Origin of the sequence: Synechocystis sp. PCC 7339, assembly GCF_019924095.1 — a bacterium.
GTDB lineage: Bacteria > Cyanobacteriota > Cyanobacteriia > Cyanobacteriales > Microcystaceae > Synechocystis.
In genome coordinates this window covers 391,639-409,472 of the sequence record NZ_CP063659.1, presented here as the reverse complement: position 1 = coordinate 409,472, position 17,834 = coordinate 391,639, and the positions used below count along the sequence as shown (strand labels likewise).

General features: G+C 49.1%; 22 protein-coding genes and 1 pseudogene. 10 read left to right on the top strand and 13 right to left on the bottom strand.

Features of this window, described 5'->3' with window-relative positions; all coding sequences use genetic code 11:
- Positions 1 to 13: 13 nt before the first annotated feature.
- On the bottom strand, positions 14 to 1,138 hold the full coding sequence (tgt, locus tag IQE94_RS01865) for a tRNA guanosine(34) transglycosylase Tgt (RefSeq protein WP_194017022.1): 1,125 nt from the start codon (positions 1,136 to 1,138) through the stop codon (positions 14 to 16).
- Between the two features lie 89 nt (positions 1,139 to 1,227).
- Complete coding sequence (locus IQE94_RS01860; RefSeq protein WP_010873987.1) at positions 1,228 to 1,338, bottom strand: PetM family cytochrome b6-f complex subunit 7; 111 nt, start codon at positions 1,336 to 1,338, stop codon at positions 1,228 to 1,230.
- 100 nt (positions 1,339 to 1,438) lie between these two features.
- Here IQE94_RS01860 and pdxA point away from each other — a divergent pair, with 100 nt between their 5' ends.
- Positions 1,439 to 2,485 carry a 4-hydroxythreonine-4-phosphate dehydrogenase PdxA gene (gene pdxA, locus IQE94_RS01855; protein WP_223342595.1) on the top strand — a complete coding sequence of 349 codons (1,047 nt, stop codon included), beginning with the start codon at positions 1,439 to 1,441 and terminating at the stop codon, positions 2,483 to 2,485.
- Positions 2,486 to 2,562: 77 nt separating this feature from the next.
- Here the strand turns inward: pdxA and IQE94_RS01850 are convergent, their stop codons facing one another.
- Positions 2,563 to 3,090, bottom strand: coding sequence for a hypothetical protein (locus tag IQE94_RS01850; protein WP_223342594.1), 528 nt, complete (start codon positions 3,088 to 3,090; stop codon positions 2,563 to 2,565).
- 604 nt (positions 3,091 to 3,694) lie between these two features.
- Between IQE94_RS01850 and IQE94_RS01845 the strand changes: the two genes are divergently transcribed.
- The 3 genes from IQE94_RS01845 (at position 3,695) to IQE94_RS01835 (ending at position 4,809) form a co-directional block, all read left to right on the top strand.
- Positions 3,695 to 3,937 carry a DUF2997 domain-containing protein gene (locus tag IQE94_RS01845; protein WP_212715780.1) on the top strand — a complete coding sequence of 81 codons (243 nt, stop codon included), beginning with the start codon at positions 3,695 to 3,697 and terminating at the stop codon, positions 3,935 to 3,937.
- An 84-nt stretch (positions 3,938 to 4,021) separates the two neighbouring features.
- Complete coding sequence (locus tag IQE94_RS01840; RefSeq protein WP_212715779.1) at positions 4,022 to 4,408, top strand: DUF1257 domain-containing protein; 387 nt, start codon at positions 4,022 to 4,024, stop codon at positions 4,406 to 4,408.
- Complete coding sequence (locus IQE94_RS01835; protein WP_194020620.1) at positions 4,408 to 4,809, top strand: ferredoxin; 402 nt, start codon at positions 4,408 to 4,410, stop codon at positions 4,807 to 4,809. Before IQE94_RS01840 ends, IQE94_RS01835 begins: the two co-directional genes overlap by 1 nt.
- 13 nt (positions 4,810 to 4,822) lie before the next feature.
- Here the strand turns inward: IQE94_RS01835 and IQE94_RS01830 are convergent, their stop codons facing one another.
- From IQE94_RS01830 to IQE94_RS01800, 7 genes and pseudogenes are all read right to left on the bottom strand, one after another.
- Complete coding sequence (locus IQE94_RS01830) at positions 4,823 to 5,785, bottom strand: lysylphosphatidylglycerol synthase domain-containing protein (RefSeq protein WP_212715777.1); 963 nt, start codon at positions 5,783 to 5,785, stop codon at positions 4,823 to 4,825.
- Between the two features lie 61 nt (positions 5,786 to 5,846).
- Positions 5,847 to 6,263, bottom strand: coding sequence for a preQ(1) synthase (queF, locus tag IQE94_RS01825; RefSeq protein WP_212715776.1), 417 nt, complete (start codon positions 6,261 to 6,263; stop codon positions 5,847 to 5,849).
- 80 nt (positions 6,264 to 6,343) lie between these two features.
- Positions 6,344 to 7,630, bottom strand: a complete 1,287-nt coding sequence (gene gdhA / locus IQE94_RS01820) for an NADP-specific glutamate dehydrogenase (RefSeq protein ID WP_223342593.1) — start codon at positions 7,628 to 7,630, stop codon at positions 6,344 to 6,346.
- Between the two features lie 137 nt (positions 7,631 to 7,767).
- Positions 7,768 to 8,154, bottom strand: a complete 387-nt coding sequence (locus tag IQE94_RS01815; RefSeq protein ID WP_212715772.1) for a RidA family protein — start codon at positions 8,152 to 8,154, stop codon at positions 7,768 to 7,770.
- A gap of 64 nt (positions 8,155 to 8,218) precedes the next feature.
- The gene (locus tag IQE94_RS01810; protein WP_212715770.1) at positions 8,219 to 8,659 is read right to left on the bottom strand and encodes a biopolymer transporter ExbD; all 441 of its coding nucleotides are present in this window, start codon (positions 8,657 to 8,659) and stop codon (positions 8,219 to 8,221) included.
- Between the two features lie 11 nt (positions 8,660 to 8,670).
- Positions 8,671 to 9,081, bottom strand: coding sequence for a biopolymer transporter ExbD (locus tag IQE94_RS01805; protein WP_212715768.1), 411 nt, complete (start codon positions 9,079 to 9,081; stop codon positions 8,671 to 8,673).
- 7 nt (positions 9,082 to 9,088) lie between these two features.
- Positions 9,089 to 9,864: pseudogene (locus IQE94_RS01800) on the bottom strand (MotA/TolQ/ExbB proton channel family protein).
- Positions 9,865 to 10,060: 196 nt separating this feature from the next.
- Here IQE94_RS01800 and IQE94_RS01795 point away from each other — a divergent pair.
- The 3 genes from IQE94_RS01795 (at position 10,061) to IQE94_RS01785 (ending at position 12,529) form a co-directional block, all read left to right on the top strand.
- Entirely contained in the window at positions 10,061 to 11,101 is a 1,041-nt protein-coding gene (locus tag IQE94_RS01795) for a Fe(3+) ABC transporter substrate-binding protein (protein ID WP_223342592.1), read from the top strand.
- A 172-nt stretch (positions 11,102 to 11,273) separates the two neighbouring features.
- Positions 11,274 to 12,032 (top strand): hypothetical protein, encoded by a 759-nt coding sequence (locus IQE94_RS01790; protein WP_223342591.1) that lies wholly within the window; start codon positions 11,274 to 11,276, stop codon positions 12,030 to 12,032.
- The gene (locus IQE94_RS01785) at positions 12,029 to 12,529 is read left to right on the top strand and encodes a pentapeptide repeat-containing protein (protein ID WP_212715762.1); all 501 of its coding nucleotides are present in this window, start codon (positions 12,029 to 12,031) and stop codon (positions 12,527 to 12,529) included. Before IQE94_RS01790 ends, IQE94_RS01785 begins: the two co-directional genes overlap by 4 nt.
- Before the next feature lie 124 nt (positions 12,530 to 12,653).
- Here the strand turns inward: IQE94_RS01785 and IQE94_RS01780 are convergent, their stop codons facing one another.
- From IQE94_RS01780 to IQE94_RS01770, 3 genes are all read right to left on the bottom strand, one after another.
- On the bottom strand, positions 12,654 to 12,983 hold the full coding sequence (locus IQE94_RS01780) for a hypothetical protein (RefSeq protein WP_223342590.1): 330 nt from the start codon (positions 12,981 to 12,983) through the stop codon (positions 12,654 to 12,656).
- A 129-nt stretch (positions 12,984 to 13,112) separates the two neighbouring features.
- Positions 13,113 to 15,092, bottom strand: coding sequence for a HAMP domain-containing sensor histidine kinase (locus IQE94_RS01775; protein ID WP_223342589.1), 1,980 nt, complete (start codon positions 15,090 to 15,092; stop codon positions 13,113 to 13,115).
- A 2-nt stretch (positions 15,093 to 15,094) separates the two neighbouring features.
- Positions 15,095 to 16,084 (bottom strand): ABC transporter substrate-binding protein, encoded by a 990-nt coding sequence (locus tag IQE94_RS01770; protein WP_212715757.1) that lies wholly within the window; start codon positions 16,082 to 16,084, stop codon positions 15,095 to 15,097.
- 76 nt (positions 16,085 to 16,160) lie between these two features.
- Here IQE94_RS01770 and IQE94_RS01765 point away from each other — a divergent pair, with 76 nt between their 5' ends.
- From IQE94_RS01765 to purQ, 3 genes are all read left to right on the top strand, one after another.
- On the top strand, positions 16,161 to 16,757 hold the full coding sequence (locus tag IQE94_RS01765) for an N-acetyltransferase (RefSeq protein WP_223342588.1): 597 nt from the start codon (positions 16,161 to 16,163) through the stop codon (positions 16,755 to 16,757).
- Between the two features lie 96 nt (positions 16,758 to 16,853).
- Positions 16,854 to 17,156, top strand: a complete 303-nt coding sequence (purS, locus tag IQE94_RS01760) for a phosphoribosylformylglycinamidine synthase subunit PurS (protein WP_212715753.1) — start codon at positions 16,854 to 16,856, stop codon at positions 17,154 to 17,156.
- Positions 17,153 to 17,827: a phosphoribosylformylglycinamidine synthase subunit PurQ gene (gene purQ, locus IQE94_RS01755; RefSeq protein WP_212715751.1), complete on the top strand. Its 675-nt coding sequence runs from the start codon at positions 17,153 to 17,155 to the stop codon at positions 17,825 to 17,827. Before purS ends, purQ begins: the two co-directional genes overlap by 4 nt.
- Positions 17,828 to 17,834: the final 7 nt, after the last annotated feature.

Below are 17,834 nucleotides of genomic sequence, written 5' to 3'. Positions count from 1 at the left end.
TAAATCTATCGATCTACTCTGGTGGGGTTAACCAATGGGCAAAATCTTGGGTAAAAGTATCATTTAAAATTGCTTGGCGGATGCTTTGGGTGAAGCGAATTAATTCCGTAATATTGTGCAAAGAAAGCAGAATGTACCCCAACATCTCCCTGGAGCGGATCAAATGGTTTAGGTAAGCCCGGGAAAAAGTTTGGCAGGTATAGCAAGGGCACGTTTCATCCAAGGGGCGATGATCTTCACGGAAAGTAGCATTTTTTAAGTTCCACCGTTGCCCCTGTACCAATGCTGTGCCGTGGCGACCAAAACGGGTAGGAATGACACAATCAAACAAATCAATGCCCGCAAAAATTGCCCTGGCCATTTCCCGGTAGGTGCCCACCCCCATCAAATAACGGGGTTTATGGGCTGGTAATAATGGGGCAGTGTGTTGCACCACTTTGTCAATCAGGGCTGGTGCTTCCCCTACGCTTACTCCGCCAATGGCGTAACCGGGTAAATCCAAAGCAATGAGTTGTTCCGCTGCTTGGGAACGCAGGTCTAAAAAGGTGCCTCCCTGGACGATGGCAAACAGGGCTTGATCCTGGGGTCTTTGGTGGGCTTCAATACACCTTTCTAGCCAGCGGTAAGTGCGGGCTGTAGCTTGTTCCACCATCAGGCGATCGCCTTGGCCAGGGGGACACTCATCAAAGGCCATAATCACGTCGGCGCCCAAAGCATTTTGGATGCGAATGGAATTTTCTGGAGTCATATCAATCAGGCGGCCATCCCTTGGCGATCTAAATGTGACCCCCCGTTCATCGATGGTGCGTAATTGACTGAGGCTAAAAACTTGAAACCCACCGGAATCCGTCAGCATGGGGCCCGGCCAGCCCATAAATTTGTGTACTCCCCCAGCGGCGGCAATGATCTTTTCCCCTGGTTGGAGATGGAGATGGTAGGTGTTGGCCAACACCATTTGAGCTTGGGTATCGGCTAGCTGGGCAGGGGTAATGCCTTTAACTGTAGCTAAGGTACCCACGGGCATAAAACGGGGAGTTTCCACCGGCCCATGGGGTGTTTGAAAAATTCCAGCCCGGGCTTGGCTATGGGAACACCGGGCTTGGCACTGATAGGTAAAATTCACACTAGGCAATGGCACAATGGACAGTTAATCGTCCTGGTATCAGTATCACTTCAATATTTTTTTCCCAAACCAGGAGGGATCAAACCGCCTTGGCCCAGGAATTTCTATTCTTCGCTACCTTGGAGTTTGATAATGACAAAGCCCCAGGCCAGTCCTAACAAGGTCAAGCCAATCATGATAAAGGCGCCATTGGCCAACATGCTTTCCGCGGTCATAGTTAATTCCTCAATGGGGGATGAATAATTTGGGATGAAAAAATCTTTGTTGTCGGTGGTTCATTATCCCATAGGAATATCCTCTTAAACCTGATTGAGTATGGATTGTATGAGTTTGCCCCGTTTAATTTTGACTTTGGGGGATCCGGCTGGCATTGGTCCTGAGGTGGTGCTCAAAGCCCTAGCTGAAGCCGAGTTAGCCGAAATTTGCCAGTTGACGGTGATTGGTTCCCATTCTGTGTTGGCCCAAACCCACGGGCAACTGTTGGCCAAAAATCCGGATTTAAACTTAGCCGATCCGGAAAGGATTAATTTACTCGACGTGGATCATCCCGACCTAGCAAAAGTCAGGGTGGGCCGGGGTGATGCAGTTAGTGGGGCCATCAGTTTTGCTTATTTGAATGAAGCGATCGCCAGAACTTTAGCCGGGGAATTTGCCGGCATTGTCACTGCCCCGATCGCCAAATCCGCTTGGCAGGCCGCTGGCCATAATTACCCAGGGCAAACGGAAGTTTTAGCCAGCCGTGCTGGGGTAGAACGCTTTGGCATGGCATTTGTCGGGCGATCGCCCTTTACCGGTTGGACTTTACGCACCCTGCTAGCCACCACCCATATTCCCTTGAAAGCTGTACCATCGGCGTTGACCCCGGAGTTGATGGACAGCAAACTGGATTTATTGTTAACTTGCTTAGCCCAGGACTTTGGCATTACTGCACCGTCAGTGGCGATCGCCGGATTAAATCCCCACAGCGGTGAAGAGGGCAAATTGGGCGAGGAAGAACAAAATTGGTTGATTCCCTGGTTGGAGCAAGCTAGAAAAAAACATCCCCAGGCCAAATTAATCGGCCCCATTCCCCCGGATACCATGTGGGTCAGTCCGGGAAAAGCTTGGTTAACCGATGCCCAAACGACGGCATCCGATGCTTACTTGGCTTTGTACCACGACCAAGGCTTAATTCCCGTTAAACTGCTAGCGTTTGATCAAGCTATTAACACCACTATTGGCTTACCCTTTGTCCGTACTTCCCCCGACCATGGCACTGCTTTTGACATTGCAGGGCAAGGTATCGCTAGGGCTGATAGCATGGTAGCCGCTATTAAACTGGCTGCTGAATTGGTACAACAAAGATCCCAGCCATCGGCATAGTACAAAATTTTGGTGCTGAAAGAGAGCTGGGGAAATTGATCAACTAAAAGCAAACAAGATTTTTTTCCTTTTATTTACTATTTGCCTTTGACAGCGGATATAAACTCTGCGGCGGCCTTGGCCCCATCCTGCCCTAACCTAGTCTGCCTTTCGTACAGGTCATAGGCTTCTAAAAACATGGTTTTACCTTTGGTATTGAACCATTGGTCGGAACAGACAGTGCCGCGGACTTTCTCCATTTCGATAGTATATTTTGAATCTTTCTCGTCGAGAATTGCCAATAGACAACCAACCTCAGCAAAGCCCAACTGGATACAGTAATCAGTAGTTGTGGTGGCTGCGCCCCGAATTAACCAGCCTCCTTGGGGGCACTGTTGGTGCATATCTTTAATCTGTCCGATCTTTTTGCCAGATGAGGTAATGATAGTAGCGTCAAGGGGTGACCAAATGCCCCCTCCTTCGCCGTCAAGCGGCGCACTGCCGTTAATGGAAATTTTTTCATCCAGACCATTCATCAAAAGGATATATGTATCAGCAAAGGCCGGTTGCCCAAATAAAACTGTTACGGCAAAGGCGATCGCCAAGCGAACCTTGGTAATTTTCATCTGAGTATCCTCTGGGCTGAGTAAATTTAGCAGTCATACACAGAGAGTTATATCTATGGAGCAAATAACGCAATAAAAAAGGGCTTGTTGACAAGCAAATACGCAATATCCAAAGATTTTTCATATAATCGTCTTAAATACAGATTTTTTTGACAACTTTTCTGTGTGTCTCACACTACAGCATAAAACTAAGAACTTTTCTGTACAGGAAAATACAATAAAAAAATAACTACTTAAATTCTGAATCCTGTTTGAGCGATTTTGTCTTCTCAGTTTTCTGGCGACGAGAGAAGTTTTGGCGAATTTTTCGGCTGTATTCAGTTATTGGGGCTCGGCCAGGTAAGGGTTATAAGAGTAATTGAGTTTGATTTTTGAAATTTTGGGAGCTTGCCATGCCTTTGTTTCCATTCTTTCCCTATGCTCTCTATAGGGGTTTGCGTCCCCAAGAAATGTTAATTTTTGCTACAATTTATGCCAGTTTCTTGGCTAGTTGGGCCAAAACTAGAATAACTTCTGGTTTGTCGGGCCCCATCAACCAGGATTAATCACTGGGGGAGTTCCGGCCACTCATTACCCAGACAGTGAACTATCACCCTGATCACCCATGGGAGGATTGACCGTGAATCTAGAAACTCTGGAATTCGTCATTTACCCCGACGGCCGAGTAAAAGAAACGGTAACCGGCATTGTGGGCCGCTCTTGTCAGGAAGTGACCGCGGCGATCGAGGCTGAACTAGGGGTAGTGCTTACCCAGCAGACCACCTCGGAGTTTTTTGCCCAAATCAATCCGTTGAACCAGTCGGTTCAGCAGTCCCAGACCCTTTCTAGTTGGCCTGGGGAAACCTGAAAATCCCTTTAGTCGGTGATTTTTGTTTATCGAAAGTTTAAAAAACCAGCCTACTCGATTCTTTCAACTTTTTTGTAACTTCCTATGTCTCACTTTAGCAATATCAAAACCCGCATCCGTAACCTTGATGTGTTGAAAACCACCCTGACCAACTTGGGGTTGGATTGGAAAGAAGGGCCAGCCACGGTGCGAGGCTACCAGGGTTTGACCGCCAAGGCCGCAGTGGTGATCGAACAGGGCAATGATTATGACCTGGGCTTTAGCTGGAATGGTCAGGAATATGAGCTGGTGACGGATTTGCAGTACTGGCAGCAACCCCTATCGGTGGAAGGATTTTTACAAAAAATCACCCAGGGTTATGCTCTGGAAACCGTACTTGGTGAATCGGCTAAACAGGGCTTTGCCGTAACGGAACAACAAAAAAATGAAGATGGTTCGGTTCGCCTGGTTGTGCAACGCTGGAGTGCGTGATGGTGATGGCTGATCTAAATTTTCCTCCCGATCGCCGTTCTGGATTGGAACCGGAGTTGGGGGGAGATTGGCGTAACTTCGATGACCGTTCTGGTTTGGAGCCGGAATTGGGTGGGGAGTTGCGGGAAAGGGGGGTCTATGTGGACGAGGTGACCTGCATTGGTTGCAAAAACTGTGCCCACGTAGCCCCCAATACTTTCACAATTGAGCAGGAACACGGCCGCTCCCGGGCCTTTAGCCAAAATGGGGATGATGAGGCGGTAATCCAAGAGGCGATCGACACCTGTCCGGTGGACTGCATCCATTGGGTGCCCTACGACGAACTGAAACAGTTAGAGGAAAAACGAAAAAGTCAACAGATTCGTCCTTTGGGTTATCCACAAATCAATCCCCATATGTGATTGGGCAGAAAAACTACTCAGAACCAGATTTCTGCCGTCGTTCCCGTCGATGTTGGAAAAGCTCGAATGCTCCTAAGCTTAGGCTGGCGCTGCCCAAAGGAATCCAGTAATAAATCACTCGGTAGGCTAACAATGCCCCCAGCACCTCCACCGAGGAATATTTGGGAGTCAACAAAAACAGCACCACTGTTTCAAATACCCCCAGTCCCCCCGGCACGTTACTGATAATGCCCGCCACCTGGGCCAGGAGGTAAATGCCAAAAAAGCCAGGAAAACTCAGGTGATGGTGCCCCGGTAACAGAACGTATAAAATGCCCGAGGCTAAAATCCAATCCACTGCAGTCAGACCAATTTGGGCCAGGGATACGGCAAAGGGAATTTTGGGAGTTTGCCATCGGCCAATTTTGAAAGGTTTGATCAAATTGCCTGTCACCAGCAGATAAACCCCAATGATGGCGAGGAAAGTAAAGCCGATGGGATGGACTGATAAAAAAGGTAAATGGAGAAACGTGGGCAACTGTAAGGGATCGACCACAAAAGTTATGCCTCCCACAGTCAGCAAACCAACCCAAAAACTGAGGTTACAAAAGGCGATCGCCTGGGCAATGATGGAGGCGGGAACCTGCCAGGATTGATAGAGCCGGTAACGAATGGCACTGCCACTGAGGAGGGCCAGACCCACACTGTTACTAATGGCGTAACTAACAAAGCCGACAAAGCTAGTTTTGGCTAGGGGTAAAGATTGCCCTAGATAAAACATGGCCAGGGTGTCGTAGCCAGTCAAAATTATGTAGTTGATCAGCATGAGCGCAAAGGCTCCGGCCAAACGGGTTTTGACAATGCCCTGGAAACTTGTCAAAACATTTTGCCAACCGTAGTGATGCAATTCCGAGTGGATGGCCCCAATGGAAAGCACAAATAAGCAGGCCCCGATCGCCGCTGGCGCAATTTTTTGTAGCTTTTGCCAGGCGGTCATGACCTCACCTCATAGAGCAGAAACAAGCTGGAAAACCGAATTAGGATAGGTTTTTCTTGATCTAAATTTGCTTATCTGGTTGGTGATATTCCACTTTAATCACCGTATGGACGTTACCCCGCGGGTTAAAATCCGCTTTCAGTCTAGCGTACAAAGGATTGGCCGCCGCCACAAAGTCATCCAAAATTTGGTTGGTTACTTCTTCGTGGGGAATATGGCGATCGCGGTAACTATTGATATAAAGCTTAATAGATTTCAGTTCCACCACCTTTTGGTCGGGACAATAGGTTAGATAAAGGGTGGCAAAATCGGGGTAGCCGGAAAAAGGACATTTGCAGGTAAATTCCGGCAGGGTGATGTGGACATCATAACGACGGCCTGGGCGGGGATTGGGGAAAGTAATCAGTTGGGCATCCCGAATTTCCCGCTCGCCATACTTTTCGACGTTATCGCTGGTGGTAATTGCAGTTTCGGTCATGGTGAACAGTGAAAAATGAACAGGATTGGAAGGAAAAAACTCTATCCTCCATTATTTCAGATTTTTCCTGACCGATTTTCCTAAGTATCCTGGTAGTAGTCCCTGGTGCCCTTGGCGTCCATAGCTTCACTCAAGCGGTTAAGGGCGTGGATATAGGCCGCAGTCCGCACATTCACTTCCAAGTCCTGGGCAATGTGCCACACCTGTTCTGCTTCCTCCACCATTTTTTCCTTCAGGCGATCGTTAACTTCCTTGGCACTCCAGTACAGACCACTGCGGTTCTGCACCCATTCAAAGTAGCTCACCGTCACCCCCCCAGCATTGACCAAAATATCGGGAAAAACGTAGATGCCTTTGCTGACTAAAATATCGTCGGCGCCGCTGGTGGTGGGGCCATTAGCCACTTCAAAAATATAACGGGCCTTCACCTGATCCGCATTGTCGGCAGTAAGTTGATTTTCCAGGGCGGCGGGAATCAGTACATCTACGTCCAGGGCTAACAATTCAGCGTTGCTCAGTTGTTGATTGTCCCCCAAATCACACAGGGTCTGGTCACAATACATGCCAGCCAAACTGCGGTTGTGTTGTTTGTAGTCAATGGCAGCGGGAATGTCCACCCCTTGTTCGTTGTAAATGCCCCCCTGGGAATCACTAATGGCCACTACTTTGTAGCCTTCTTGGTATAGGCATTCCGCCACTACCATGCCCGCATTACCAAAGCCCTGGACAGCCACGGTGGTATTTTCGGGATACCGGTCAAATTTGGGCAACATGGCCTGCATGATGAAAAAAGCCCCGGTACCAGTGGCGGTGTTGCGTCCCTGACTGCCCCCCATGGTGATTGGTTTGCCGGTGACAACGGCGGGACTAATTTTGCGGCGAATGATGCTGTATTGGTCCATCATCCAGCCCATCATCATTTCGTTGGTGTAAACGTCTGGAGCGAGGATGTCGACATCCGGGCCAATAAAATCGGCGATCGCCTCGATGTAACCCCGACTAAGGCGTTCTAATTCCGCCCGACTTAGTTCCTTGGGATTGAGGGTAATGCCCCCCTTGGCCCCCCCGAAGGGTAAATTTAACAGGGCACATTTAAAGGTCATCCAAAAAGCAAGGGACTGCACCTCATCCATAGTGACGTTGGGATGGTAGCGTACCCCACCCTTGCCGGGGCCTCTGGTGTCGTCGTAGCGAACCCGGTAACCGGGAAAAATTTTTAGGGAACCATCGTCCATGCGCACCGGAATGGAAACGCTGAGGCTAGTTTTGGGGTACTTTAATCTTTCCCCCGCATCATCGGAAATGGCCACATATTTAAGGGCTTTTTCGAGGCGTTTACTGGCATCGGTAAAAAGAGATCCAGCCATAATTGATACTCCTGGAACAGTGGGGCCGCCGTTGGCATTGTGGTATAACCCCTTGGGGCGGCCTGACATTACGAACAAATCAGTTTGGTCAATAGTTCTATTAGAGCATGGAGTCCGGATTACTAGCTGACATTCCCCTAGCTTGGTAACACAGCGACACAATCAATTTCCACCAACACATCCTTGGGCAGGCGGGCCACTTCTACACAACTACGGGCCGGGGCGATCGCCTCATCGAAATATTGGGCATAGATGGCATTAACAGCGGCGAAATCATTCATATCTTGCAAAAAAACCGTGGTTTTAACCACATTTTCCCAACCACAGCCTGCTTCCTGTAACACTGCCCCTAAATTAGCCAAGACTTGTTTTGCTTGGGCTTCCACGTTTCCCTCACTCACAATGGTCATGGTTTGGGGATCTAGGGCAATTTGTCCCGCAGTAAATAAAAAGCCGTTGGCGGCGATCGCCTGGTTGTAGGGGCCAACGGGGGCCGGTGCATGGGCGGTGTTAATAATTTTCATGACTTTATTGTGGGGAATTAGCTACAGAGACTTTTTCCTCCATTGAACCATTAAAAACAGACCTTCAAGGCTCTTCACCAGCACCGATCACCAGGGAAACCCGATCGCCCCCAACTTCTTGCAAAGCGGTTAAGGTTTCAATGACAGTTTGATAGGGCACATCCCCCGCTACCTGGAGATAAACACGGCGATCGGCGGATTGTTGCAGGTAATCCGGTAATTGCTCTAGAAGTTGGGCCTTTTCCAGGGGGCGATCGTTCACCGACAGTTTTCCCCCAGTCTGTAGCATCACTTGGAGAAATTCTGGCTCCTCACCATTGTTTGAGTCATCCCTATCCAAAGCTTCCGTTTTTTGGGGTAAACGCACCATTAAATTCGGCCCTTCTTCCGCTAGGTTAGCGGCCACGGCCACAAAAAAGGCCAACACCACCAACATCACATTGAGCATGGGGGTGATTTCTAGTTCCGGTAAATCATTGCGGGATTTTTGATGTTTAAATCTCATTGTTTTATCACTTATTTTCCCATCACCAAAAGCACACGATCTCCCCCAACTTCCGCCATTTGGGTTAATAAATCATCCACTTGACGGAAATTCAACTGACTATCCGCCGTTAACCTCACCTCAGACTGGGGATGGGTTTCTAAAAAGATGGCGATCGCCTGTAAAAAGGCCTCCTGCTCCACAACTTTTCCTTCCACCAAAAGCTCCCCATGACGATTTAAACCCACCTCAAATCTGGGCGGGGATGATGCTTCTTGTTCAACAGGGTTTCCGGAACCCTGGGGCGGTTCCAGGTCAGCAATAACCTTTCCAGTCAAGGACATGGTTAAAATCACAAAAAAAGTTAATACCGACATCAACACATCAATCATCGGTACTAAATTTACCCCCGGCGTCCTCGCCCCCCTAACTCTGCTTTTCATTGTTTTTTTAAGGCTTAGCAACTTTAGCCGCCCTTAATAAATTAGGCATTGGTTGATGGGGTTCATACCAAATTTCCCGGTAAATCAGTTCCAACTCACTGCCCACTTCCGCAAAATAGTCCATCTGTTGGGATTGTAAGCTAACCAAAATGCGAAATACCAGCAGGGCAAAAATAGCCACCATCATCCCTGCCGCTGTGGTGATCAAGGCTTCTCCAATGCCGGAGGCGGCCTGGGTTGCTTCCACACTGGAGCCTCCCCCCCCGATATTAAGATTATTAAAGGTACGAATTAGGCCTGTGACGGTGCCCAACAGGCCCAGGAGGGGAGCCAGGGCAATAATGGTTTCCAGCAGTTTATCCCCCCGTCGCATCCGGACAAATTCTTTATCGGCGGTGGCTTCCATGGCTAAACGGAAGGTTTCTGGGCTGGGGTAACGCAATTTCAACGGGGCTAGAAGAAAGCGACCAATGGCTAAATGTCGGGCATATTCAGCGATTTCCCGAGCCTTGGCCAAATCCTCCACCGCCGCATCCAGGACATCCCGCACAATCCGATCTTCTTGAATTAACAGACGACTCCAAAACCAACCCCGTTCCAAAGCAGTGGTCAGGGTCAGAATTGACAGCAGTAATAAAGGAAACATCACTGCCCCCCCTTTAGAAAACTCGTCTAGGAGTCGTGGGGTTTCAGTCAACAACAGTGGCGATGGCAACATGACTAGGGGGCAGGAAAACTTCTAAATAGTAATCTCTTGCAATTATCCGGCGCAAGTGGTTCAATATTTTGTAAATTATTGCACTTAATTTGCAGTAAAAGTGATAGGCCAAAGTTGACCCAGTTTAGGCGCTTATCAGGATGACTACGACTCGCCCAACCAGCCCAGGCCTAGACCAACCCAAGTTAGGGAATGCTGGGTCGGGTTCATGTTTTTCATTTTCCCTTTTCAATTGCCCACTATCCATTGCCATAGACATCAATGACAACTAAGATTTCCCGGCGGACTTTTTTTGTGGGAGGAACCGCCCTCACCGCCCTGGTGGTAGCGAATCTGCCCCGACGGGCCTCAGCCCAGTCCCGCACCATCAATCTCTATTCCTCCCGGCATTACAACACCGATGATGCCCTTTATGATGCCTTTGGAAAGGTTAATCTCATTGAAGCCAGCGCCGAAGAACTGATTGAGCGCATTCAGAGTGAAGGGGCTAATAGCCCAGGGGATATTTTGTTTACCGTAGATGCCGGTATGTTGTGGCGGGCGGAACAAGCGGGACTTTTTCAACCCGTTCGCACTGCCAAGCTGGATGAGCGCATTCCCGAAAATCTGCGGCACCCCGATGGCTTGTGGTATGGCTTTACCCAAAGGGCGCGGGTTTTGTATTACAGTCGAGACCGGGTTAATCCGGCGGATCTTTCCACCTACGAGGCCCTGGCGGATCCCCAATGGCGAGGGAAAATTCTGGTTCGTCCCTCCAGTAATATATACAATCTTTCCCTCACCGCCTCCCGCATTGCTATCCATGGGGAACCGGACACCCGTCGCTGGCTGGAGGGTTTGGTGGGTAACTTTGCTCGGCAACCGGAGGGTAATGATACGGCGCAAATTCGGGCTGTTGCGGCAGGCATAGGGGATGTGGCGATCGCCAATAGCTATTACTACATTCGTCTGCAAAAATCCCCAGATCCCGCCGATCAGGAAGTTGTGCAAAAAGTGAGTATGTTCTTTCCCAATACTGGCCCCGGGGAGCGGGGTACCCACGTCAATGTTAGTGGTGCCGGGGTGCTCAAAAATGCCCCTAATCGGGATGCGGCGATCGCCTTCCTGCAGTATCTAGCCAGTGATGAGGCCCAGCGTTATTTTGCCGAGGGTAATAATGAGTATCCAGTTATTTCAGGGGTTCCCATTGATCCGGTGCTCGCCAGCCATGGACAACTAAAGGGGGATCCCCTCAATGTTTCTAACCTAGGACGCTATCAGCCCGTTTCAGCCCGTTTGATGAATGAGGTGGGTTGGCAATAATGCGAATAAAATTGAATAATTGCCGGATTGTGTTTCCAGCTTATTGCATATAACTTGCAGATAGAAGCCAGAACACGATATTGTTTTGGACGGATCAAACGCCGTGCTCAAATCATCGGGGGTACGGTGTTTTTGTTGCCAGTTCCTGTTCCTCCCCTTTTGTTGACTCCATGTGGTCCCCCCCTGGCATCAGTTAAAATTTTTCCTAGCCTTTGTCTGTGCGTCTGCTATCCATGGAGGGCTATTGTGGTTGCCCCTGCCCCCGGAGCCTTCCCCTCCCACGTCGGCCGAGTCTCCCCCAGAGGCGATCGCCACAGTTCCCCTAGCAGATTTAGTCACACCGGCCCCCATGGCCAAATCAACCCAGGAACCGACACCAGAACCTACACCTCCCCCCCCACCGGCTCCCCAAGCACCAGCTAAATCCGTAACGCCAAAGCCCCCCCGTTCCCAACCCTCTCCCCCTAAAGCTCCCCCTAAAGCTGTAACACCACCCCAGCCAGCCCCACCAACCCCCGAACCGAAGCCGGCCTTGGAAGCCAATGAAACCAAAGCCATTGAGCCTGAACCTATTCCCGCATTAGAGGCCAGACCCATCGAACCGGAACCCATCCCGGAGCCCATAAGGGAACTGATGCCGGGAATTCCCCACCTGGAAGGGGCGACATCGGGATGCCATGGCTCAGACAATTGTCATTTTCTGGAGGGGGCAACAGTGCGAAATGTCACCCAAGATTTACAGGCCCGTTTGGAGGCGCAAGGATTTCGCTTGAGTGAAGGTTATCGGGATACGGGCTTGCGGGTGTATGAGGTGTACCGGGATGACAAGCCGGTGCAATTTCTCCATATCGCCAGCGATAATGCAGGACGGGATACGTTTTATGTTCTTTCTCCACAACAGAAAACCTTAGAGGAACTCCGATCGCCATGAAGAAAAAAAGACTCACCCTAGGCCTGCTACTGGTGGGAACCTTAGCCCTGATAGCTTGTAATCCTGCCACCGAAGAGATTGATCCGTTATCTCAGTTACAGGAGACGGGGGAGTGTCTAGATTGCAACTTGGCCGGGGCTGATTTGCGGGAGTTTAATTTGGAAAATGCCCGCTTAAACCGTTCTAATTTGTCGGGGGCGAATTTATCGTCAATGAATTTGCGACGGGCGTTGTTAGATCAGGTTAATCTGGCTGGGGCTGATCTCAGTGGGGCCAATTTGACGGAGGCGGCATTAACCGAGGCCAACTTGGCCGGGGCAGACTTAAGTGGAGTTAATTTGGAGCGGGGATTTCTACGCAATACCAATTTGACCGGGGCTAACCTAAAGGGCGCTAACCTGACGGGGGCCAACTTAACAGCGGCGGACTTGACCGATGCAGATTTAGAGGGGGTACAGTTTGGCGAAACGATTATGCCCGATGGCGATCGCCGTTAGTTCGTGGCTTACCCCTGGCCTTACCTGAAATTGCCGGTAGATTTCCGAAACAGAAAGTCAAATTATTTCAGAAGCTGTAGTTGCCAGAATCAATTGCAGTAGCGTGAGGACAATCGCCCTATTGTTAGCTCCAGGGGGGATTAGGGGCGATCGCCTGGGAATGTTGTAGAAAAATTTCCATCAATCGGTGGAAGCGCACTGGCCTGACCAAAAACTGATCGGCCGCAATCTCTGCTTGCACAGTGTCACCGTCCGCATAATCCATGGCATCGATCAAAGCAACAATGGTCACAGAATCAGCCCCCAAGAAGTCTCTGATCTCATCCAGCGTCTGCTTGGTGGCGTTGGTAACCTGGGGCAAATCCATCACCAGCAAATGGGAAGATTGATTGACCGATTGTTGTAAGGCAGTTAACTGGGCCATGGTGGGAAAAGAGCAGTTTAACCATTGCATTTGGTAACCCCTGGCCCGGAAATAACTACTAAGGGTAGTGGCATAGGCGGAATTTTCGCTGATTAAAGTGATGGTTGTTGGAATTAAATTATCAATGCTAGAAACCTTAAATAGTTCGTCTTGGTGAAATTAGCCAACGTCATCCTGAAGAAGGCAGGGAATAACGACCAAAAATTGACTCCCCCGGTCTAATTCACTGGTAACATTCACCGATCCTCCATGGAGTTCAACAATTTTTCTCACCAAAGAGAGGCCCAGTCCTGTACCGTCGTAACGACGATTGAGGGCACCATCAATCTGTACAAAAGGCTCGAAAATACTACCTAACCTTTCCGTTGCAATGCCAATGCCTGTGTCTATAACTGTGATCTGTAGCTGAGGCAATTGACCATGGTGATTGGGAGCCCCTTCTTCCATGAACAAGTTAACCTGTAGAGTGACTTTGCCCCCTTCCGGCGTAAATTTAACGGCATTGTTGAGTAAGTTAATTAAAACCTGGCAAATCCTTCGTTTGTCCACCACCACGTCTGGGAGATTGGGCAGAATTTTGAATGACAAATTAACTCGCTTTTGTAGGGCAAAATGTTGCACAAAAGTCAAACTATGATTAACCAGAGTCGGTAAGTTAGTTGGCTCTAAATCCAACTCCATTTTCCCAGCTTCAATTTTGGAAAGGTCAAGAATGTCGTTAATCAAAGAAAGTAAATGTTTTCCACTCCTTTCCACTGCTTCCAAAGACTGAATTTGTTTGCCATTTAAGGGGCCATAAAATTGATTTTGTAGGGCTTCTGCCATGCCTAAAATGGAGTTGAGGGGAGTGCGTAATTCGTGGCTCATATTTGCCAGAAATTCATCCTTGAGTTGGGTGGCTTTGGCTAGAATTTTGTTGGAAAACTTTAATTGTTCTTCAGCTTTCTTAATCTCCGTAATATCGGCGATCGTGCCAATAATCCTGGTGAATACTGGGTCTGCCTCTTGATGAATTTGTCCACGCAACAAACAATAATAAATTTCACCATCGGCAGTTTCTAAACGCAATTCTGCTGATAATTCCGCTGTTGGATCGGCCAAACCTTGCTCAATGGCCTGCCAGAACTCAGGGCGATCGTCAGGGTGAATGAAAAAATCATCATCTTCCTGCTCAAGGGATTGTTTAAAGCCTAACCAAGCAATTAAATTTGGATCGGCCTCGATATAGTGCATTTGGGGCTGATATTCCCACACCCATACCCTTGTGGCCTGGGAAGCTAATTCGTAGCGTTGGGCAATTTCCACATATTTTCTTTCCGCAATTTCTAGGGCTTCCCGTTGATAAACCTGCAATTGATTGAAGGTCTGCACCAAGGTTTGGCCCAAAAAACCAATTTCGTTACTTGGTAGGGAAGGCAAACTAAACTGCTCAACATTGTCATAGTTAATTAATGCTCGGTGCAGTTTGCCTAAAGGGGCCAAGACAGAATATCTAATTAGTAAACCCAACAGCAGAACGATCACCACAGTGCCAATAACGAACGAAGCTACAACTAATAAAAGTGCCTGGTTAACCTCTCGGTTTAATTCCTGTTTTGCTAGAACAGTGATTGCCACTCCCCGTTGATGGGTATTTTGGTCATCGGAACTTTCTCCCTCCTCAGGAAAAGAATAAGTGTTAAAGGGAAGAGCATAAACCACCACTTCTTCACCATCAATTTTGGTAATTAGGGATTGGGGAATGCCACTGATGGAAACCTGTTCAAAAATAGGAAAAAGAGCTGGTGCGAGTTGGGCATATTTTTTTTCCCGCGCCATTTTTATCCCCTCACCATGGGCAATGATAACGCCATTGGGATCGATGATTGAAATTTTTTGTACGTTGGGCCAAGCCGCATAATTTTGCACTAAACGGTTGAGGCGATAAACATCATTAGTTTCTACCAAACCTTCCGCCGCAAATTCCAAACCTTCGGTCAATCGCTGGGCTCTTCTGGTAATATTAATTCTTGATTTTTCTTGTAATTGTTGCCTGGTAAAAACTATAGCTATGGCACTGGTAAACAGGAGAATGAGGGCGCAACCAGCCAGCAACTGGTAACGTAGGGGGCGGGTAAAAGTGGGTTTGTCCTGAACCATAGCTAAAGACGTTCCGCAGCTTGGGAAAATGGTTGGGAATTTATGACAATATCATCTCGAATAATCAAGCGATGACGACAACTTTCTCGTAATAATCGATAGTTTCTGGCAATGATGGGCTCTAATCGTCTTTGCACTAACATTTCCTCATTCAAGATGCGATCGCCGTGAATCATACCCTGGAAACCTTGGACAAAGACTTCCACAGGGACCTCTAACTGTTGGGCCACAATGGTGAAAACCTCTTGGGGATCGGTTTCCACCGCATCCATTACCTCCAGCCATACTTGAATGAAGCGAATTAATTCTTCTCGTTTTTCCTGAACCACTTCTGCACGGGTTATCAGACCATCCACCACCATGCTGTCTATTTCTGCGCTGGTGTAGATAATGTTACCCCCAATTTCTTGGGCTGTTTTGTGCAACAGCGGTTCCCAAAGCACTGCCGCGTCAATGGAACCATCCTTGAGGTGGGCGATCCCTTCTTCATTGGGTATGTCAACAATTTCCACTTCGTCCAGGTCTAGATCGCTGGCCCATAAGGCTTCAAGCAAAATTACGTGGGCAATACTGCCAAAACGGGCACTAATTTTTTTGCCGGCCATTTGGGCCATGAAATTTAATCCCGGCCGGGCCACAATGCCGTCGGAGCCGGCAGAAACATCCGCAACAAGGATGAACTCTGGAGTGGCTTGGGGAAAATCCAATTGCATGGCCTGGGGCAAGGGAGCAAAACTAGCATCCTGGTAACCCCGCATGGTGGCCCGGAGATTGTCATTCTGTTCTTCAAAATGAACTAGCTTAACGTCTAGTCCCCGCTTGGTGAATAGGCCCTTAGCTTCGGCATACAGGATGACGCTATAACCAGGCCAGTCGCTCATGCCCACGGTGAGGGGTTGCAAAACTTGTCTTTGGTTCAGGCTGACCAGGGCGATCGCCGTTAGGATAAGAGTGAGCCCAAACCCTAGCAGGTTTTTGAGGGGATACTTCATGGCGATCTGGGGAAAATGGGAAAAACTGGCAAATTTTAGTCAATTTGCTTGCTCTGGTCAATAGCGTTCAGCAACCATGGAAAAATCAGCCTTAAGTCCCCCCGGTTATTGTCTCTATAAGGGAACGACCAGAGATCGACGGTTACTGGTGGATTTTTTGGAGCGTACTTACCAGGCCCTCTTTCCAGAACGGCACGACTTCTCCCATTTGGGACAAACAGTGGAAAGTTATTTTTCTTGGCGATCGCCATTGTGGTGGGTCACTCCGGAAACTGGCCAGGGGAGCCCTGTTCACCATGATAATAGTTTTTCCGTTGGGGAAGACCCCTTAGGATTGATGGCGCAAATTAACTTGCCAGTACAGGATCAGAGGGTAAATAGCCAAGGGGAAAAAACTGCTTGTGCCCAGCCCATTGCCGGCCTTTGGCTAGGTAACGCCGTTGATCAGGTCACGGGCGATCGCCATGGCCACATTTTTATGCTGTATGTGGAACCGGCCCACCGCCGTCGGGGTATTGCCACTGCGTTGATGGCACAGGCCCAACAATGGGGTCAACAAAGGGGTGATCGGCGATTGGCACTACAGGTTTTTACCCACAACCAAGGGGCCCAGGAACTGTATGAAAAATTTGGCTTTTCCCCCCACGCCCTGGTGATGCAAAAAACTTGGTAGCCATGACAATTTCCATCGATTTTCCTAATATGGTTACCCCCATTGACCCCAAGGCTTGAACCTTGCCGAGAAAGACTTTCTAAGGCAGGATTAACAGTGGCAGATTCCCCGGTAAGGCCCTCCATGTCCCATTCCTACCATTGTCGTATTTACGTTACCCTCCGTCCCTCCGTACTTGACCCCGCCGGTACCGCTGTGCAATCCGGTTTGCAACAATTAGGCTACGATGGCGTTTCCCAAGTCAGAATTGGTAAATATATTGAATTAACCCTCGCGGCCCCGGACGAAGCCACCGCTTCCCAACAGCTAGACACCATGTGTGACCAACTATTGGCCAATACGGTGATCGAAAATTATTGCTTTGAAATTACTGCCCTAGAAGGTGCCGTCACGCCATGACCAGCTTTGGTATTATTGTTTTCCCCGGTTCTAACTGCGATCGGGACATTGCCACCGTCACTGCCGGTTTGTTGAACCAGCCAACCCGTTTTATTTGGCACCAGGAAGCCGATCTCCAGGGAGTGGATGTGGTGGTTTTACCGGGGGGCTTTAGCTACGGCGATTATCTCCGCTGTGGGGCGATCGCCAGATTTTCCCCCATCATGGCCGCCATCATTGACCATGCCAAAGCAGGTAAAAGGGTGTTGGGCATCTGTAACGGTTTTCAAGTGCTGACGGAGGTTGGGTTACTGCCGGGGGCTTTGATCCGCAACCGGGATTTACACTTCATCTGTGACCGGGTAACAGTGCGGGTGGAAAGTAACCATACCCTGTGGACCCAGGGCTACCAATCCCAACAGGTAATAACCCTTCCCATTGCCCACGGCGAAGGCCGCTATTTTGCAGACGAAGATACGTTAAAGGCGTTGGAAGATAACGGCCAAATTCTCTTCCGCTACAGCAACGCCCAGGGGGAATTGACCGCGGCCAGTAATCCTAACGGGTCTCTACACCACATTGCTGGCATTACCAATGGTCAGGGTAATGTCTTGGGTATGATGCCCCACCCAGAAAGAGCAGCCGATCGCCTACTCAAAGCAACGGATGGCCTAGCTATGTTCATCGGTTAGGTTTAGT

Excerpts from the sequence above, each read along its gene's own strand:
- IQE94_RS01775 (WP_223342589.1), bottom strand. The coding sequence starts at position 15,092 with ATGGTTCAGGACAAACCCACTTTTACCCGCCCCCTACGTTACCAGTTG.
- IQE94_RS01845 (WP_212715780.1), top strand. The coding sequence starts at position 3,695 with ATGGGAGGATTGACCGTGAATCTAGAAACTCTGGAATTCGTCATTTAC.
- IQE94_RS01815 (WP_212715772.1), bottom strand. The coding sequence starts at position 8,154 with ATGAAAATTATTAACACCGCCCATGCACCGGCCCCCGTTGGCCCCTAC.
- IQE94_RS01805 (WP_212715768.1), bottom strand. The coding sequence starts at position 9,081 with ATGAAAAGCAGAGTTAGGGGGGCGAGGACGCCGGGGGTAAATTTAGTA.
- IQE94_RS01860 (WP_010873987.1), bottom strand. The coding sequence starts at position 1,338 with ATGACCGCGGAAAGCATGTTGGCCAATGGCGCCTTTATCATGATTGGC.
- IQE94_RS01840 (WP_212715779.1), top strand. The coding sequence starts at position 4,022 with ATGTCTCACTTTAGCAATATCAAAACCCGCATCCGTAACCTTGATGTG.
- IQE94_RS01770 (WP_212715757.1), bottom strand. The coding sequence starts at position 16,084 with ATGAAGTATCCCCTCAAAAACCTGCTAGGGTTTGGGCTCACTCTTATC.
- pdxA (WP_223342595.1), top strand. The coding sequence starts at position 1,439 with ATGGATTGTATGAGTTTGCCCCGTTTAATTTTGACTTTGGGGGATCCG.
- IQE94_RS01835 (WP_194020620.1), top strand. The coding sequence starts at position 4,408 with ATGGTGATGGCTGATCTAAATTTTCCTCCCGATCGCCGTTCTGGATTG.
- purQ (WP_212715751.1), top strand. The coding sequence starts at position 17,153 with ATGACCAGCTTTGGTATTATTGTTTTCCCCGGTTCTAACTGCGATCGG.
- queF (WP_212715776.1), bottom strand. The coding sequence starts at position 6,263 with ATGACCGAAACTGCAATTACCACCAGCGATAACGTCGAAAAGTATGGC.
- IQE94_RS01830 (WP_212715777.1), bottom strand. The coding sequence starts at position 5,785 with ATGACCGCCTGGCAAAAGCTACAAAAAATTGCGCCAGCGGCGATCGGG.
- IQE94_RS01810 (WP_212715770.1), bottom strand. The coding sequence starts at position 8,659 with ATGAGATTTAAACATCAAAAATCCCGCAATGATTTACCGGAACTAGAA.
- gdhA (WP_223342593.1), bottom strand. The coding sequence starts at position 7,630 with ATGGCTGGATCTCTTTTTACCGATGCCAGTAAACGCCTCGAAAAAGCC.
- IQE94_RS01785 (WP_212715762.1), top strand. The coding sequence starts at position 12,029 with ATGAAGAAAAAAAGACTCACCCTAGGCCTGCTACTGGTGGGAACCTTA.
- IQE94_RS01780 (WP_223342590.1), bottom strand. The coding sequence starts at position 12,983 with ATGCAATGGTTAAACTGCTCTTTTCCCACCATGGCCCAGTTAACTGCC.
- IQE94_RS01850 (WP_223342594.1), bottom strand. The coding sequence starts at position 3,090 with ATGAAAATTACCAAGGTTCGCTTGGCGATCGCCTTTGCCGTAACAGTT.
- IQE94_RS01795 (WP_223342592.1), top strand. The coding sequence starts at position 10,061 with ATGACAACTAAGATTTCCCGGCGGACTTTTTTTGTGGGAGGAACCGCC.
- IQE94_RS01765 (WP_223342588.1), top strand. The coding sequence starts at position 16,161 with ATGGAAAAATCAGCCTTAAGTCCCCCCGGTTATTGTCTCTATAAGGGA.